The sequence below is a fragment of the Halopiger xanaduensis SH-6 genome (assembly GCF_000217715.1).
In the GTDB taxonomy this organism is placed as follows: Archaea; Halobacteriota; Halobacteria; order Halobacteriales; family Natrialbaceae; genus Halopiger; species Halopiger xanaduensis.
Genome location: NC_015666.1, coordinates 2,396,603 through 2,411,801, shown reverse-complemented (window position 1 = coordinate 2,411,801; position 15,199 = coordinate 2,396,603). Strand labels below are relative to the sequence as shown.

Annotated in this window: 12 protein-coding genes and 1 pseudogene; 6 read left to right on the top strand and 7 right to left on the bottom strand. The window is 65.9% G+C overall.

Features of this window, described 5'->3' with window-relative positions; translation table 11 throughout:
- Nucleotides 1-83 precede the first annotated feature (83 nt).
- Together HALXA_RS11710 and HALXA_RS22130 are read left to right on the top strand one after the other, a co-directional pair.
- Complete coding sequence (locus HALXA_RS11710) at nt 84-1,319, top strand: aminotransferase class I/II-fold pyridoxal phosphate-dependent enzyme (RefSeq protein ID WP_013880578.1); 1,236 nt, start codon at nt 84-86, stop codon at nt 1,317-1,319.
- 78 nt (nt 1,320-1,397) lie between these two features.
- Nucleotides 1,398-1,565 carry a hypothetical protein gene (locus HALXA_RS22130; RefSeq protein WP_013880577.1) on the top strand — a complete coding sequence of 56 codons (168 nt, stop codon included), beginning with the start codon at nt 1,398-1,400 and terminating at the stop codon, nt 1,563-1,565.
- Here the strand turns inward: HALXA_RS22130 and HALXA_RS11705 are convergent.
- Complete coding sequence (locus HALXA_RS11705) at nt 1,562-3,547, bottom strand: helicase HerA domain-containing protein (RefSeq protein ID WP_013880576.1); 1,986 nt, start codon at nt 3,545-3,547, stop codon at nt 1,562-1,564. The genes HALXA_RS22130 and HALXA_RS11705 overlap by 4 nt on opposite strands.
- A 210-nt stretch (nt 3,548-3,757) precedes the next feature.
- Here HALXA_RS11705 and HALXA_RS11700 point away from each other — a divergent pair, with 210 nt between their 5' ends.
- Both HALXA_RS11700 and HALXA_RS11695 read left to right on the top strand, forming a co-directional pair.
- A complete protein-coding gene (locus tag HALXA_RS11700; protein ID WP_049895295.1) occupies nt 3,758-3,955 on the top strand; it encodes a hypothetical protein in 198 nt (65 codons plus the stop codon).
- A gap of 232 nt (nt 3,956-4,187) precedes the next feature.
- Complete coding sequence (locus tag HALXA_RS11695; protein WP_013880575.1) at nt 4,188-4,541, top strand: hypothetical protein; 354 nt, start codon at nt 4,188-4,190, stop codon at nt 4,539-4,541.
- Here HALXA_RS11695 and HALXA_RS11690 read toward each other — a convergent pair.
- On the bottom strand, nt 4,538-6,502 hold the full coding sequence (locus HALXA_RS11690) for a DEAD/DEAH box helicase (RefSeq protein WP_013880574.1): 1,965 nt from the start codon (nt 6,500-6,502) through the stop codon (nt 4,538-4,540). The genes HALXA_RS11695 and HALXA_RS11690 overlap by 4 nt on opposite strands.
- 111 nt (nt 6,503-6,613) lie before the next feature.
- On the bottom strand, nt 6,614-7,006 hold the full coding sequence (locus HALXA_RS22125) for a hypothetical protein (RefSeq protein ID WP_013880573.1): 393 nt from the start codon (nt 7,004-7,006) through the stop codon (nt 6,614-6,616).
- A 234-nt stretch (nt 7,007-7,240) separates the two neighbouring features.
- Between HALXA_RS22125 and HALXA_RS22120 the strand changes: the two genes are divergently transcribed.
- Nucleotides 7,241-7,417, top strand: a complete 177-nt coding sequence (locus HALXA_RS22120) for a hypothetical protein (RefSeq protein ID WP_013880572.1) — start codon at nt 7,241-7,243, stop codon at nt 7,415-7,417.
- Here HALXA_RS22120 and HALXA_RS11680 read toward each other — a convergent pair.
- Nucleotides 7,410-8,372 carry a transcription initiation factor IIB gene (locus tag HALXA_RS11680; RefSeq protein WP_013880571.1) on the bottom strand — a complete coding sequence of 321 codons (963 nt, stop codon included), beginning with the start codon at nt 8,370-8,372 and terminating at the stop codon, nt 7,410-7,412. The genes HALXA_RS22120 and HALXA_RS11680 overlap by 8 nt on opposite strands.
- Nucleotides 8,373-9,127: 755 nt before the next feature.
- Here HALXA_RS11680 and HALXA_RS11675 point away from each other — a divergent pair.
- A pseudogene (locus HALXA_RS11675) lies at nt 9,128-9,724 on the top strand (DUF7344 domain-containing protein).
- Nucleotides 9,725-10,274: 550 nt separating this feature from the next.
- Here HALXA_RS11675 and HALXA_RS11670 read toward each other — a convergent pair.
- The 3 genes from HALXA_RS11670 to HALXA_RS11660 all read right to left on the bottom strand — a co-directional run bounded on the left by HALXA_RS11670 (nt 10,275) and on the right by HALXA_RS11660 (nt 15,199).
- On the bottom strand, nt 10,275-12,107 hold the full coding sequence (locus HALXA_RS11670) for a hypothetical protein (protein ID WP_013880570.1): 1,833 nt from the start codon (nt 12,105-12,107) through the stop codon (nt 10,275-10,277).
- Nucleotides 12,108-12,717: 610 nt separating this feature from the next.
- Nucleotides 12,718-13,665 (bottom strand): hypothetical protein, encoded by a 948-nt coding sequence (locus tag HALXA_RS11665; protein ID WP_013880569.1) that lies wholly within the window; start codon nt 13,663-13,665, stop codon nt 12,718-12,720.
- A 313-nt stretch (nt 13,666-13,978) separates the two neighbouring features.
- Entirely contained in the window at nt 13,979-15,199 is a 1,221-nt protein-coding gene (locus HALXA_RS11660; RefSeq protein ID WP_013880568.1) for a GNAT family N-acetyltransferase, read from the bottom strand.

Genomic DNA, 15,199 nt, shown 5'->3' with positions numbered 1-15,199 from the left:
TGTATCACCCCCATCACTAAGGCCGTATTCGCGTACTGAGTCTACGTACTACGCGGCCGTCCCCGATCGGCCGCCCGTTACGCATGCACCGCGCCACGCCGACGCTGTCCGTCCGATCGCTCGCGAGCCGAGCCGACCAGGGGCTTGAGGCGGTCTTCGATAACCACGCGAGGGCCTACACCTACTACGGCTCGGGCAAGGTCGCGCTTCGGGACGGCCTCGCCGGGCTCGTCGAACCCGGACAGAACGTCCTGATCCCGGCCTACCTGCCCGACGCCGTCGCCGAACCGTTCCGCGATCTCGACCTCGAGCCGCGGTACTACCGCGTCCGCCCCTCGTTCGCCCCCGACTTCGCCGACCTCGAGGCCCGGCTCGACGACGAGACCGCGGCCGTCATGTCGGTCAACTACTTCGGCTTTCCGCAGCCCGGACTCGAGGAGGTGGCGGCGCTGGCGGACGAACGCGGCTGCTACCATATCGACGACAACGCGCACGCCCCGATTTCCGTCGCTAATGGGCGATTGCTCGGGACGGACGGGGACATCGGCATTACGAGTCTCTGGAAACTGCTCCCGATTCCCAACGGGGCCGTCCTCTACCGAAACAGCGACGCGGCGGTAGGCGCCTACGAGCCGACCGAAAGCGCCGGCGTCCGCGATCGCGTCGGTCTCGGCGACGGCACGTTTCTTCTCAAATCGACCGCTCGAACCGTTCTCGGTGGAATTGGGGGATTCAGCCAATCGCTCGGTTCGTTTCTCGGCGACGCTACCAGAGCCGGAGCCGGCGACAACGAGCGACGAGACGCGGCTCGGGACGGAATCGAAACCGAACCGCTCGAGCGCGACGCGACCGAACCCGACGGCGGGACGATTGTCGAGGAGAGCGACGGGGACCCGCCGGCCGTCGGCACCCCCGAGGAGCGATACGAGGAAGGGAAGACGCCGATGGCGAAACTGTCGAAGTACGTCCTCGAGAACGCCGACCCGGCCCGGATTCGGGAGCGACGGCGGGCGAACTACCGCACGTGGCGGCGCATCCTCGCCGACCGCGACGACCTCGCGGTCGTCTACGACGACCTGCCCGAGGGAATCTGTCCGCAGGCGTTCCCGGTCCGAGCGGATCGTCCCGACGATCTCGTCGCGACGTTCGAGACACGCGGCGTCGGCGCGTACACCTGGCCGCGGCTCTCGGCGACCGTCCGCAACGATCCAGCATACGAGACCGCGCGGCGGCTCTCCCGCACGATCGTCGCGCTGCCGGTCCACCAGCACATCGAGCCGTCGACGCTCGAGGAGATCGGCACTCGACTCTCGAGATAGTCCAGCATCGGATCACGGGGCTGTGACGCGCCTCGCTCGCCGCGATATCTTCTTGTATCCGTTCTGGGAAGAACCGATATGCCCGTCCTCGACCCCAGGCAACTCATCGCCGGATTTCTCGGTGCGGCGCTCGTCGGCCTCCTCGCCAGTCTCCTCACCGATCGGATCGAACCGCAGCGTGCGCTCCGGCTCGCCGCGGGCGTGACGGTCGGACTGGCCGCCGGACAACTCGCGGGATCGCTCTAGTCGTTCCGCTCGCGCTCTTCGTTCTTCTCGTTCTCCTCGAGATGCGCGGCGATCTGCTGGGACGCGTCGTCTGCGAGGGCGTACGTCCGCTCGCCCTGTCTGTCCAGCACCGATTCGGTGCGCAACTCCGAGAGGAGGCTCTGCACGGCGATCATCGACTGATCGACTCGTGCCGCGATCGGCTTCGTCTCGAGCGGCCCCTCGCGCGCTAACACGATCAGCACGGTGCCGGCCGTCTCGACCGAGCACCGCGATCCCTCGCTGGCGCGCTCGAGCGACTCGCCGACCGACGTGCCCTCGAGTTTACTCACGAGCTGGTGGCCGGGCTGGTGTTGCCCGGCGAGCGTGTAATCGGGGACGGCGTCCTCGACGTCGGCCGCGGTCGTTCCGGTATCGCCCGCTCTTTCTTCCCGACCGACGGTCCCGGTACCGCGCTCGCGGTTCCGGTCGCGACTCGTCGACCCGCCGTTCCGGTCTCGGCTGGCGGGCGGTGCCCGTTCGTGCTCGACGTCCGGCCAATCGCCGCGCTCGTAACCGGTGAGGGGGCCGCGCTCCGGGGCGCCCGTTCCCGTGCCGTCGCCTCCCGATCGCCGTTCCGATTCGGGGTTCCCCGCGACGACCAGTTCCTCCTCGCCGTCGCCGTCGACAGACGCGTAGCCGTATTCGACGTCGTCGCCGCCGACCTGAATGATCGACTCGCCGTCCCGGTCGACACCGTCTCCGTCCTCGAGTTCGCGAACCCGCTCGCGAAGCTGTTCGTTCGCCTCGCGGAGTCGGTCGATCGTCTCCGCTCGAGATGCGAGTTCCGCTTCCAGCGCCTCGATCCGCTCGTCTCGCTCCGCGAGCGTCTCCTCGAGTTCGTCGCGTTCCTCCTCGAGGGCGACGATTTCGTCGTGCAGTCGGCGCTCCTCGGCCCCGTCGTCCCGGTCGGGAAGCTGCGTCTGGAACGTCTCCGGCCGCGTCAGCGCGTCGGCCATCTGCTTGGCTGCGTTCGAGATGTCGCGGGCCGACTCGAGTTCGTCTTCGAGGGTCTCGATCCGTTTTTCCTTCTTCTCGAGTTCGTTCTCGAGCTCGAGGATGCGGCTCTCCTCGCGTTCCTTGCGCTCGGAGATTTTCTCGAGGTCGCCCACGAGCGCGTCGGAGACGGACTTGAGCTCCGGACGCTCGAAGTCGTCGAGGCCGGGAGTCGCGCCGGCGTCGAAGGTCCGCTTGCGGCGGAACTGGACCTTGCGGACGTCGGCGTCCATCCAGTCGGTCTGGACGAACGCCTGCCCGTCGTTCAGTTCGGCGACGGCCTCCTCGTACTCGGTGTCGATGATCCGGCCGACGACCTTCGTGTCGTTGTCCCACGTGAGTCGGTGCCAGACGAGCCAGTTGGCCTGCGTGATGAAGTCCTTCTTGACGTCCGCGGGCCGCTGGCTGATGCCGACGATGCCCAGCCCGTGCTTGCGGCCGCGCTTGCTGATCTTGATCAGGAGGTTGCCGGTTTCGCCGACCCCGCCGCCCTCGGGGATGTACTCGTGGACCTCCTCGACGACCAGCAGGAAGGGCTTCTTCAGCTTCTTCTCCTTGACGAACAGCTGGCGGGCGACCTTCCGGATGAGTTCGTCCGCGACGCCCTCCTCGATGTACCCCGAGACGTCGAGGATGATCGGGACGTTCTCCTCCAGAGCCAGCGTCGCCATCTGCTCGGCGTGCTCGGGGCCGATCTGGATGTCGCACTCCTCGTCGGCGCCGGCGTGGAGCATCTCGTACTCCTCCTTGAGCCCGTAGTACTCCCCGTCGGTGTCGACGATCAGGAGGGGATAGCCGGCCTCGAGCAGTTCCTCGGCGATGACGGAGGCGGTGTTCGACTTGCCGGAGCCGGACTTGCCGGTCACGAACCCGCGGCCGGTCAGCAGTTCGACGACCGGGAGCCACAGGTCCCTGCCGGCGTCAGTCTCGCCGACGAGCACCTCGCGCTGGTTCTCGTCGTCGCTCACCGGCGTCCCACCTCTCGATTCCGCGTTCGGATTCGCGCTCGGGCGATCGAGGCCGCGTCGTTCATGCTACCTAGTCTTCGAACGCGGTACCTTGAATATTGGCCTCGGGTGACTGTCGCTCTCGCTGATCACCACAGCCGTGTTGTATGCTACCAAACTGTGGAAATTATTATGTCAATGGCGCCACACCGTCAGTGTAGGTTCCGACCGATGACCACCACCGCGCTCGTCACCGCGTTCGCAGGTTCCTGCAACCTGGGGACGGGTGGCGCGTTCCACACTCGTTATGGGCTCGAGGCGATTCTCGCCCTCGAGCCCGGCGCGCGTGGGCTGGTCCGTCGGTCGCTTCATTCGATCCCGAAGCTATCCGGGATCGGGTTCGACCTCGGAACCGTCCGCGCCGCGTAACTCGTCGCCGCTCGGCCGGACGGTTCGACGCCGTTCTCGGGATATTCTCCTCGCGACCTGCAAGGGGAGCGTTTGGATCTATTCTCGGACGGTATCGACGTTCGGCCAGCGGGGGCGCTGTGACCGTGACCCCCGTGGTGTACCGGTCAACACGCGGCCGCGTCCGCTCGGACGATTCCTCGTCCGGATGACGGCGCGGCCGAACGTCGAGTTCGACTCTCGACGGGGGCCTATGACCGACCTGTCCAACCAACCGCAGCAGCAGAATCAGCCCGAGATCGTCGCAACCCTCACCGTCCGCGTCCCGCTGGGCGGGTCAGGCAACCTCGCCGACGGCGCCGTCCGCGTCGTCGAACGAATCGAGGCCGTCGAGGCGGTCGTCAATGCGGACATCCAGCACGTTTCGCCCGGGCTCAACGATACGACCGTCGACCTCCGCGTCCGCGCCGCCGTCGCGCCCGGCCGCGCCGACTCCGATCGCGTTCAACCGGCCCTCGAGGACGGCGTGGGCGTGCGAACGGTCGAGAAAGTCGAACGAGTCGAAGCCGTCGAACCGGACGCACCGCCGATCGCCGACGTCGGTTAGCGTTCGGGTTCGGGTTCGCTCTCCCTCTCGCCGACGATATCGCCCCCGTCCGCGTCCTCGCTGTCGTCTTCGGCGGTTTCCTCCGATTCTCTCTTCGATTCGTCCTCCGTCCGCTCGACCGTCTGCTCGCGGACGGTCATCCCCTTGCGGCCGAGGTGCTGGAGCTGCCGGCGGGCGAAGTCCTCCTCGCGCGTGCCCCGCGTCGCGAGCACGTAGACGAGCGCGCCGCCGGCGGGGCGCATCGTCCGGCCGGCTCGTTGGGTCCCCTGTCGGCGGGAGCCGCCCAATCCGGAGGCGACGATCGCGAGGTCGGCCGTCGGAAGGTCGATCCCTTCGTCGCCGACCCGCGAGATGACCAGCAGGTCGCGCTCGTTGCGCCGGAACTCGTCGAACAGCCGGCGACGCTCGTGGTGGCGCGTCTCCCCGCTGATGAACGGCGCGTCGAGCGCGTCGGAGAGTTCGCGGCCCTGCTCGAGATAGTCGACGAAGACCAGGGCCTTCGAGTCGGGATGGGCCGACAGCAGGTACCGGATTTCGTCGACCTTTCCGCGGTTCTCGGCGGCGATGCGGTACTTCTCGCGGCCCTCCGCGGAGACGTAGGCGTTGCGCTGCTCGTCGTCGCCCCACGGAACGTAGCGGATCTCGAGTTCGGGTTCGGCGACGAAGCCGGCGTCGAACAGGGCCTGCCAATCGGTGCCGATCGGCGGGCCGACGAGCGTGAAGATTTCCTTCTGGCGGTCGTCTTCGCGGATGGGACTGGCGGAGAGGCCGAGGCGGTGCCGGGACTGCAGGTGCGTGCTCCGCCGGTAGACGTCCGAAGGAACGTGCTGGCACTCGTCAAAGACGACCAGCCCCCACTCGCGGTCGTCGAACAGCGAGCGGTGCCGATCCATCCCGGCGATCTGGTAGGTGGCGATCGTCACCGGGCGGACGTTCTTCTGGCCGCCGTGGTACTGGCCGATCTGGTGCGGGCCCAGCGAGGTGTACTCCTGAATGGTGTCGGCCCACTGCCGGGCGAGGTCGCGACTCGGCACCAGGACGAGGGTCTCGCCGCCGACGTGGGCCATCGCCCCCATCGCGGCCACGGTCTTCCCGCTGCCCGGCGGCCCGACGAACACGCCCTCGCCGGCCTCGGCGAAGCGGTCGACCCACGTTTGCTGGTAGTCTCGGAGGGTGACCTCGAGATCGATCTCGAGGTCCTCGCCGGATTCCAGATCGCGGTGGTCCTGCACGGGGTAGCCGGCCTCGTAGAGAACCCGTTTGATCGCGGCTTCCGAGCCCTCGCGCACCCAGTCTTCCGTTTCCGAAATCGGCGCGTGGACGTGCTCCTCGTCTAACTTCTGTCGGGCGATGTTGCCCATCACCTCGGGGCTCTTGGCCTCGAGCACGGTGTACCCGTCCTCGTGGGTGTAGAGGCGGAACTGGTGGGCCCGATCCCACTGGCTCTCGACCCACTCCTCGAGTTGCTCGTTGCGCTGGCCCAGCGCCTGGCGCATCGTCCGGGCGAGCGCCTCGAAGGAGTCGTGGGGGGCCTGCCAGATGTCCTCGGGCCGGACGACATAGCGGTAGCCCTGCTCGCCGTTTCCGTCCTCGAGGTGCGCGAACTGCGCCAGTTGCGCGCGCGTGAATTGATCCGGGCGGTCGACGACTATCTCCCGGCGCTTCGGGAAGACGACGACCCGCTCCTTGTCCGTGAGGTCCTCGAGTTCGCTGGGGTACCAGACGACGGGGTCGGTCGAGACCGAGAGTCGCTCGAGGTCGCCCCGTTCGGCGAGTCGGTCGAGTTGCTCGCTGACCGCGTCGTGGGAGCGCTCGAGTGTTCGCGCGACGGCGCCGGCGGTGAGGACGGGCCGGCCCTCCCGCTGGGACGCTTCGTGGAACTGCGCGAGCGTGAGTCCGTCGCTATCGCCGTCGCTGTCGCTGTCGTCGCTATCGGCGGTTTCGGAGGGTTCGTCCGTCACTGGCGGTCCGTATCGGCGGCGCGAGTAAACGGGTTTCGCTTGGCCCTCGTCCTCCCGACGGCGACACTACCGGCGGCGTCCGGTATCCGGTCGCCGCCCGCCGAACTCCGCTCACTCGAGTCGTTCGATAACCTTGATGTCGCCGGCTTCGTTCACCGCGACGAGCCGCTCTTTGGTACAGTTCTCGAGCGCTCCCGGCCCGGTGACGGCGCGCTCGCTCGTTTCGAGTTCTTCGACAGGCGACTCGGTCTCCGGAAAGCCGCACATGACGCCGACCGTATCCCCGCCGAGCGAGCGGACGATCACGGTGCCGTCGCGTTCGACCCGCACGTCCGCGGACGGCGGGCGCGTGAGGGTGTCCATCGCCTCGTCGACGCTCTCGTTCGCTTCCTGACTGGCCTCTTTGGTCGTTCCTTCGACCACGTCTGTGACTTCTCCGACACACCCTGCGAGCGCTCCCGTCGCTGCCGTCCCCGCGAGTGTCAGATATCGACGCCGATCCATGCAATCGGGTCGTCGAGACACCCACAAATTCGTACTGGCCGGATATTTGACACCGCCGCATGAGACGCTTCGAGACGCCTCGAACGGCCGTCCGCTGGCGCCACAGACGCGGGAGATATTCCACGATCTCGAGGGTCCAAACTGGGTGTGAGCGCTGCTGGGAGTCGCCGGTCGCGACCCTGTCACGGAGCCACCGGCGAACAGTATATCTGAGTGGATGGCGTAGCCACTCGTATGTTCCGTGCTATCCTCCCGGAAGGACAGATCGTCTGCGAGCGCTACGGGCACGAAGACGAGGGACTGGAACTGTACGACGAGGACGACGAGTTCATCGGGTTCGTGCCGTACGCCAACCTCCACGCGCTGGTCGACGAGGACGCCTACGGCGAGGACGAGCGGTCGATCATGTAGACGGCGACGCCGGCTGCTGGTCGATCGCCTCGAGTTGCTCGCGGTACCGATTTCTGACGGTGACGACGGTCGTCTGTGCGGTTTCGGCGACGGCGCGCTGCGGGATCGTCTCGTCGCAGAGGAGGCCCGCGGCGTAGATGGCCGCGGCGGCGAACCCCGTCGGCGACTTGCCCGAGTGCAGGCCCTGCTCGGTCGTCTCGTCGATGATCTCGACGGCTTTCGTTTCCACGTCCTTGCCGACGTCCAACTCGGAGCAGAACCGCGGGACGAACTGGCGCGGATTCGTCGGCTCGAGGTTGATGCCGAGTTCGTCCGCGATGTAGCGGTAGGTCCGGCCGATCTCGCGCTGGTCGACGCGGGAGACCGACGTGACTTCCTCCAAACTGCGCGGGATGTCCTCCTTCCGGCAGGCGGTGTAGAGCGCACTGGTCGCGACGCCCTCGATCGAGCGCCCGCGGATGAGGTCCTTCTCGAGGGCGCGGCGGTAGATGACGCTCGCGGTTTCCTTGACGGGGTCGGGGACGCCGAGCGCGCTGACCATGCGGTCGATCTCCGAGAGGGCGTACTTGAGGTTGCGTTCGCCGGCGTTTTTCGTTCGGATCCGTTCCTGCCAGACCCGAAGTCGGTGAATCTGGCCTTGCTTTTCGGCCGACATCGAGTGGCCGTTCGCGTCCTTGTTGCGCCAGTCGATTGTCGTCGTCAGCCCCCGGTCGTGCATCGACTGGGTCAACGGGGCCCCCACGCGCGAGAGTTCGTCGTGTTCCTGGGCGTTGAACGCGCGCCACTCGGGGCCGTAATCGATCGGGTCCTCGGTCAGGACGAGTCCGCACTCCTCGCAGACGCGCTCGCCGCGATCCGGATCGTGGACGATCGTATCGGTTTCGCAGTCGGGACACAGTTCGGCGTTCGTCTCCTGGGGGTCGTTTCTGGCGCGACCGATAATAGACTGTGTCATCACACTGGTGCAACGCTGCCGCCACTGTAAGGGGCTCACATGGTTTCGCCGGAAACACGGTCTTACCGCGTCCGCCGATGCCGGTCGACGGAGAGGAGAAAGATCGTCGGCGCGGGCGCAGATCGCCCGCTCGAAACGATCGGCCGGCCCGCACCGACGCGGTGTCCCATCGATCGTCTCCGGGCGAAGCGACCGGTCGCGGTCGCCTCGACCCGTTACGGACAACGTGAACGTGGCACATGAAAGCCGGCGATCGTTCCGGCCGCCCAGCGGCGTAAACCGAACGTTCATCGTGTAAACCTCGATTTCGGGACCGAACCGACGGTCGAATTTATGTCGATGGAGTCGAACGTTTTCGTGAGTGCCGTGTCGCAGACCTACACCGCGGAATCTAACGTTCCGTCTTCGATAGCTGTTTCGCACGTACGCCGCCGATACGCGTCCGCAGGGACCCGATACCGCTCCCCCGGTCGCGCCTCGAGCGGCGGGTCGGGTCGCCGTCGCACCCGTTCGCCGACGGTGCCGCGCAGAAGTCGTCCCGTACCGGCCTCGCCTTTGCAGCCGGTGCGAAACGTGGCCGTGTTTAAGAGTATCAGTGTTGGCGTACAACTTGGTGTGTCAATCGTGACTGCGAATCGCCGTTCGGAAGTACAGCGGTCGCTGTCGACCCGACAGTTCGGTGGTGATTGCGGCAGCTACCGGCGACGGCAGCGGACGGGCCAGCCCGTAACGACAACGTACGGAGGCGCAAACTAATGTCCTCGATCGATACCTCGCTCCCCGACGAAATCGCATCGTCGGTCGGCGACGATGACGACGAGTCCCTCTCGAAGGACGTCATTTTCGAGCTCCTGAAGAATCGTCGCCGCCGCGAAGTCCTCACCTATCTCCTCGAGGCCGACGATACGGTAACGTTAGGCTAACTGGCGGAACAGATCGCCGCCTGGGAGAACGATACGGACGTCAACGCGCTCAGCTCCGACCAGCGAAAACGGGTCTACGTCGCCCTCTATCAAACCCACCTCCCGAAGATGGACGACGCCGGGATCGTCGAGTACGATCAGGATCGCGGGTTGATCTCGCTCGCGGACAACGCCGACCTGCTGATGATGTATCTGGACACGGACACCCACCAGCAGGATCGGTGGGACCGGTGGTACGCCGGGACGAGCGTCGTCGGCGCCGCCCTCCTGAGCGCCGCGGTCCTCGGCGCCCCGGGGGTGGCCGCTGTTCCGACGGTCGCACTCGCCGGCGTCGTCGTGGCCGCGTTCTGCTGCCTCTCGGTCGCCCACGCCGTTACGAATCGTCAGCGCGAACGCAACGTCAACGGGAAACTGTCTCGGATCGAATGAGTCCGATTCGCCCCCACGCTCGCGCCCCCGACCACGATTCGAATCGTTCCCCGGCCGGTACGACCGTTGCAGGCGCGACTCGACTCACGTCACGGTTGTCCGTTCGTTCCCGACCTGTTACGTGACGACCGTCGCCGCGTGGTGACCGTCACCGCCGACGTCTCGAACCTGACTTCCTGTAGTACGCCTCCGTTCGGCAAACTGAACCGCTCACTCGAGAAGGACTTTTAATCACCCCGCCCGTAGCAACAGTTGGCTCCCGGCGACCGTCATCCAGTACCGGAGCAGTTCGCGTGCCAGCTTGCTGTTCCAGGCGCGGGAGCCATTCTATACTCGATTACTCGAGCGACGCGGTGTAACTCCCTGCTAGGGTCCCCTATTCGAAACGCTGCAGGCGAGTAACCCCCGGTTGCGGGTGATCGCGACGCGCACTCGTGGATCGGTGCAAATTGAAGCCGCCGCTACGAATCGGCGACACGATACTGACCAAACATCCGAAGACAGCAATCGAACTGCCGACTGACGGGACCGCGTCGAAAAACGAGGCCGGTTACTGATCGCGCGCGTTGTACTGGACGTCGACCGTCGCGTCGCCGAGGAGCCGGAAGTCCTCGATGTCGCCGTCGAACCAGTACGCGTCGAGCCAGTTCCCGACCGCGCCGCGAACGGCCCGGTCCTCGACGACGTCCTCGTCGTCGATCGAGGCGTTTCGGTAGTCCGAACGAACGGCGGCACCGCTCACCTGGAACGAGTAGGTGCTCGGCCCGTCGGCGTCGGTGCCGTCGATGACGAGCGCGTGGGGGAGCAGTTCGTGGTCGCCGTACTCGCTCGGATCGATCTCCTCGCCGTCGAGGAGCACGGTCGCCTCGCCCTCGGTGAACGTCACGTCCGTCAGCGCGCCCGCGAACCGGAACGTCTGCGTCTCGTCGGTGACGGCGCTCTGCACCGTCGAGCCCGAGATCGTCGTCGCCTCGTCGTCGGGATCCGCGCCGCCGGCGAGTTCGATCTCGCCGTCGACGGTGATCTCGAAGCTCGTCGGCACGCCCTCGCCCTGTACCTCGAGGACGTGTGGCAGGTCGCTACCGTAGTCGGCGGGATCGATTCGCTCGCCGTTGAGCGAGACGGTGCCCGGCCCGTCGACGGTGAGTTCCTCGAGGTCGCCGTCGAACCGGAACGCGTCCTTCCAGTTCGCGACGGAGCCGTGGACGGATCCGCCGTCGATCTCGTCCTCGGCGTCGATGGAGGCGCCGTCGACGTTCGACTTTTCGACGGTGCCGGAGACGTCGAACTCGTAGCGGGTGACGTCGGACTCGTCGCCCTCGACGAGGAGGACGTTCGGGAGTTCCTCGTCCTCGTCGGGGTCGGTTTCGTCGCTCTCCTCTTCGTTTTCGCTCTCGTCCGGACTCGGACTCGAGTCCGGGTCCGGCTGCGACCCGCTCGAACCGCCGGACGCCGCTTCCTCGGGGCTGGTCGGGACGCCCTCGGGTCGCGAGAGGTCGGGCGAACTCGAGACGCTCGAGCGCTGGAGGCCGGAGCCCTGCACGCCGCCGCGGATACCGCCGCCGGTCATGCGGGCGGAACCGCTGCCGCGCAGGACCATCGCGCGACCGTAGCTCCCGGCCGCGAAGTTCGAGTCCTCGATCGCGACGGTGCCGCCGGGCCAAACCCAGACCGGGCGGCCCGAATCCTCGGTGTAGCCGCCCCAGCCGGGGCCGTAGTCGGTGTCGTCGTTGTACGCGACGGAGTTGACGATCGCGTCGTTCCCGCCCGCGACGCGGTACGTGGAGACGCCGTTGTTCTTGCCGTAACAGTTCTCGAAGCGAACCGAGCCGCCGGAGGCGGTATTGGAACAGTAGAAGCCGTTGTTCGGCCAGCCCTGAACGTTCATCTGCCGGAAGGTGACGTCGCAGGACGCGGTGCGGTGGTAGAAGACGGCGCCCGGTCCGTGGACGAAGCTCTCGCCTTCCTTGGTCGAACCGTCGCCGAGGTAGACGTTCTCGATCAGGACCTCTCCCGCGGGGGCGGTGATCGAGATCATGAACCCGTCGCCGCGGTGGAGCCCCTTGAATCCGATATTCCGGATCACGGAGTTGCTCCCCTCGACGAGCAGGACGACGCTGTCCCCGGTCGTGAGGTCGAACAGTTTGTTCTCGTACGTTTCACCCTGCCCGATCCGGATGACCTGTCCGCGGGCGGCGATCTCTTCGTAGTCGTCTCCCGCCGCCGCGGCGGAGCCCGTGACCGCCGCCGCGGCCGTCGTCACGCCGGCGAGGCGCAGGTACGATCGCCGATCGAGTAATACAGTATTACCGCCGTTATCCGACGATTCAGTGCCATCCTCGTCGGATTTACCGCCATCCAGTACCGAAGGTTCGCGTGCCATTGCGATCGGGTAATACTATACTACGAGCATAAACCTTCCGCCTCAAAATACTTAAAATTTACATATAGTAAGTCCATTCTGAGGGTTAATTCAGAAAATAATCTATATTCATACACGGAATTATACCGGTTGCTAGCACGATGAAAGGGTCGGGAACCGATAGATTCGCGGCGATCCGGACAATCGAGCGGACTGTTTCACGCCGGTAATACGCTATTACCGAGCTATTTCGACCGAAGCGGACGGCAAGCGGCGGCGCACAGCAGCCGTGACCGCCGCGATTTTGTACGGCACGTCTCTCGGCGCCGCCGAATCACGATCGTATTGGCTCGAGAACTCATCGACGGGGAGCGATCGGAACGGCGTGAAGCGTCGCGAACTATCGAGCATTATCTCGTCGCAACGGTGCTAACGGACGAAAAATGGCGGGAAAAGCAGCGACGAAATCGCGGAAAGGGCGAGCGGTGGAGGGAAAGCGTCAGCGGGGGAGTCGGTGGAGGGCCGACGGCGTCGAGGGGAGTCGGGGGAGGACCGTCGGCGTCAGCGGAGGTCGGGGATCGAGTCCCCGAGGGATGCGTCGGGAGTCGGTTGAGTGGAAGCGCGGTTTCCGTTAGTCGTCGCCGCCGGCGGCCTCTTCGGGGCTGGTCGGGACGCCCTCCGGGATAAAGGCCTCGGGCTCGGTGCCCGTGTTCTCGAGCTGGACGTTCGAGCCGGCGTTCTCGGCGATGCCGGCCTGCTCGTCGTAGTCGGAGTCGGTGACGACGACCTCCGTCGGGTTGCCGTTCGCGCCCGCGTCGATCGCGGTGTGGGCGCCGTTCATCTGGATCTGGCAGTTGTCGATCTCGATCGTGCCGGGTGCCCAGGCCCAGATCCCGCGGCCCTGGTAGCCTTCCTCGTTGTCGACGTAGACGCTCGAGTTCGTGACCTTACAGCCCTCGGACGCCACGCGGAAGTGCGAAACGCGGCAGTTCGCGGCGAAGCTCTGGTCGATGTGGAGGGTGCCGCCGCCGTTGCTGCCGGGGGCGGAGCCGTAGATCGCGTTGTCGGCGAACTTCTGGATGTTCAGGTGCTTGAAGTCGATGTGACCGGAGTGCTTCGGGTCGACCCAGAAGGCGGTCTGGCCGTGCCCGGTGTCGGCGCCGTTGCGGCCGTCCGTGCCGTCGCCGAGGTAGATGTTCTCGATCGTGCTCGAGCCGCCCTCGTCACAGATGCCGAAGGTGGCGGAGCCGGTGCCGGAGGTGTTCTTGCCCTTGAATCCGATGTTGCGGATCGTCCAGTCGGTACCGTACGCGCTGACGACGATGTCACCGCCGGTGGTCATGTCGATCAGCTTGTTCTCCCACGTCTCGCCGGAGCCGACCTGGATGGTCTGGCCCGTGGCCTCGATGACCTCGTAGTCGCCATCGTCCTGGGCGGCAACCGAACCGGCTGCGCCGAGGGAGGTTGCTGCGGTCGCGACCGCGGCGAGCGAGCGAACGTAGTTGCGGCGGCTTAATCCGTAATTACGGCCTGTAGTCGGAGCGGATTCCGCATCGGTCGTACGGGGATTCTGCGCCATACACTTGCGTAACCTGGGCTTGTACTCATAAACTTTTCCTTGGCGATATGGATTAAATTTACAGAATATATTTGTAACACTATAGATTCCGGTACAATCTACTGCGTTTCGTTCACGAATATATGAACGAATACCGGTCGGGACAGCCGTCGTAACACCGTATTTTCCGGGTAAATACGCTATTACCTCCCTCAAGAACCGTTCTATGGGGCCTATTTCCGACGGTGGGCCGAACGGGTCGAAACGGGTCGATCGACGACTGTTTCTATCAGTTCAACAACTAAATTAGAGAATAGCAGTCAATTACCACCGGTCACCAGGTGTCCTGTTCGGCGAAGGTCACTGTCCAGTTCGAGGGGTCGGCGATCGCCCGCCCGGCGACGGTCCACTCGTGGCCGCCGTCGTCCGCCAGCGGATAGGTGACCTGCGTCGTCGGCTGAGTCACATTCGAGAACGGCAGCGACTGGTCCGACCGAAAACCGAACTGGCCGAGCAGGGCGGGGTCGACCGCGCGCCCGCTCGCCGCGAGCAGCGCCGAATCGCGCCGGTCGGAGAGCACGCGCGCGAGGATCGCCTCGAGGCCGTCGCGTCGCTCGCGGGTCCGCGCCAGCGGGACGAGATCGGTCAGGCAGGTTTCTTTCGTTCCGTCCTGCGTTCGGGTGCCGGTGATGACGCCGGCGATGGGGTCGCCGTCGCGGCTCGCGACGTAGGCGTCGTAGGTCCACTTCGGGTTCTCGAAGCGCCACTCGTAGAACGTCTCGTCGCGGTGTGCGTGCAGTGTCCCCGGTACTGCTTGCTCGTAGCAGTCGACGAACTGCTCGACGGGGACGTCCGCGAACCGGCGAACGACGACGTCCGTCGGCGGGTCGGCCAGCCGATCGCGCGCACGGAAGTACGCCGCCGCGACCGGGCCTGCGGCCGTCGCGAGCGCCTCGAGGCGCTCGTCACCGTCGACTAAGGCGTCGGGCCGCTGGACGCGGTAGTAGGTCGGCACCTCCTCGACGATCCGCCAACCGTGTTTCAGGCTGCCCGACAGCGTCGCCTCGTTCGGGAAGTTGAAGAACAGGTCGGCCTCCCGGTCCCGGTACCGCTCCTTGAGCCGTTCGGTCGTCCGCGAGTAGAGCCCGCGCCGGCGGTGGTCCTCGTGGACCATGACGTCGGCCGGCTGGAGCGCCCGGAGGGTCCGGTTACCGGCCCGAAGCTCGAGTGCGAAACTGGGTTTCGTGCCGACGACCCGCCCCTCGTGGGTCGCGACGATCATCGGCACGTGATCGACGTAGGGGTTGTCCTCGTACTTCCAGCGGAACCACTCGTCGTCGCGGTCGCCGAGCACCCGATCGTACAGCTCGAGGAAGTCCTCCCTGTCGTCGGGTTCGTAGGGCCGGATCGTGTACGGGTCGTCTTCGGTCTCTACGTCGCTGGGCTGTGAGTCCCGTTCCCGCTCAGTTTCTGTCTCCGACTGTTTCTCGGTGGCCCGGTTGCTATTCGCCGCTTCCGCGTTCGATTCCGTTCGGTTCGATGAGTCGGTTGCCAT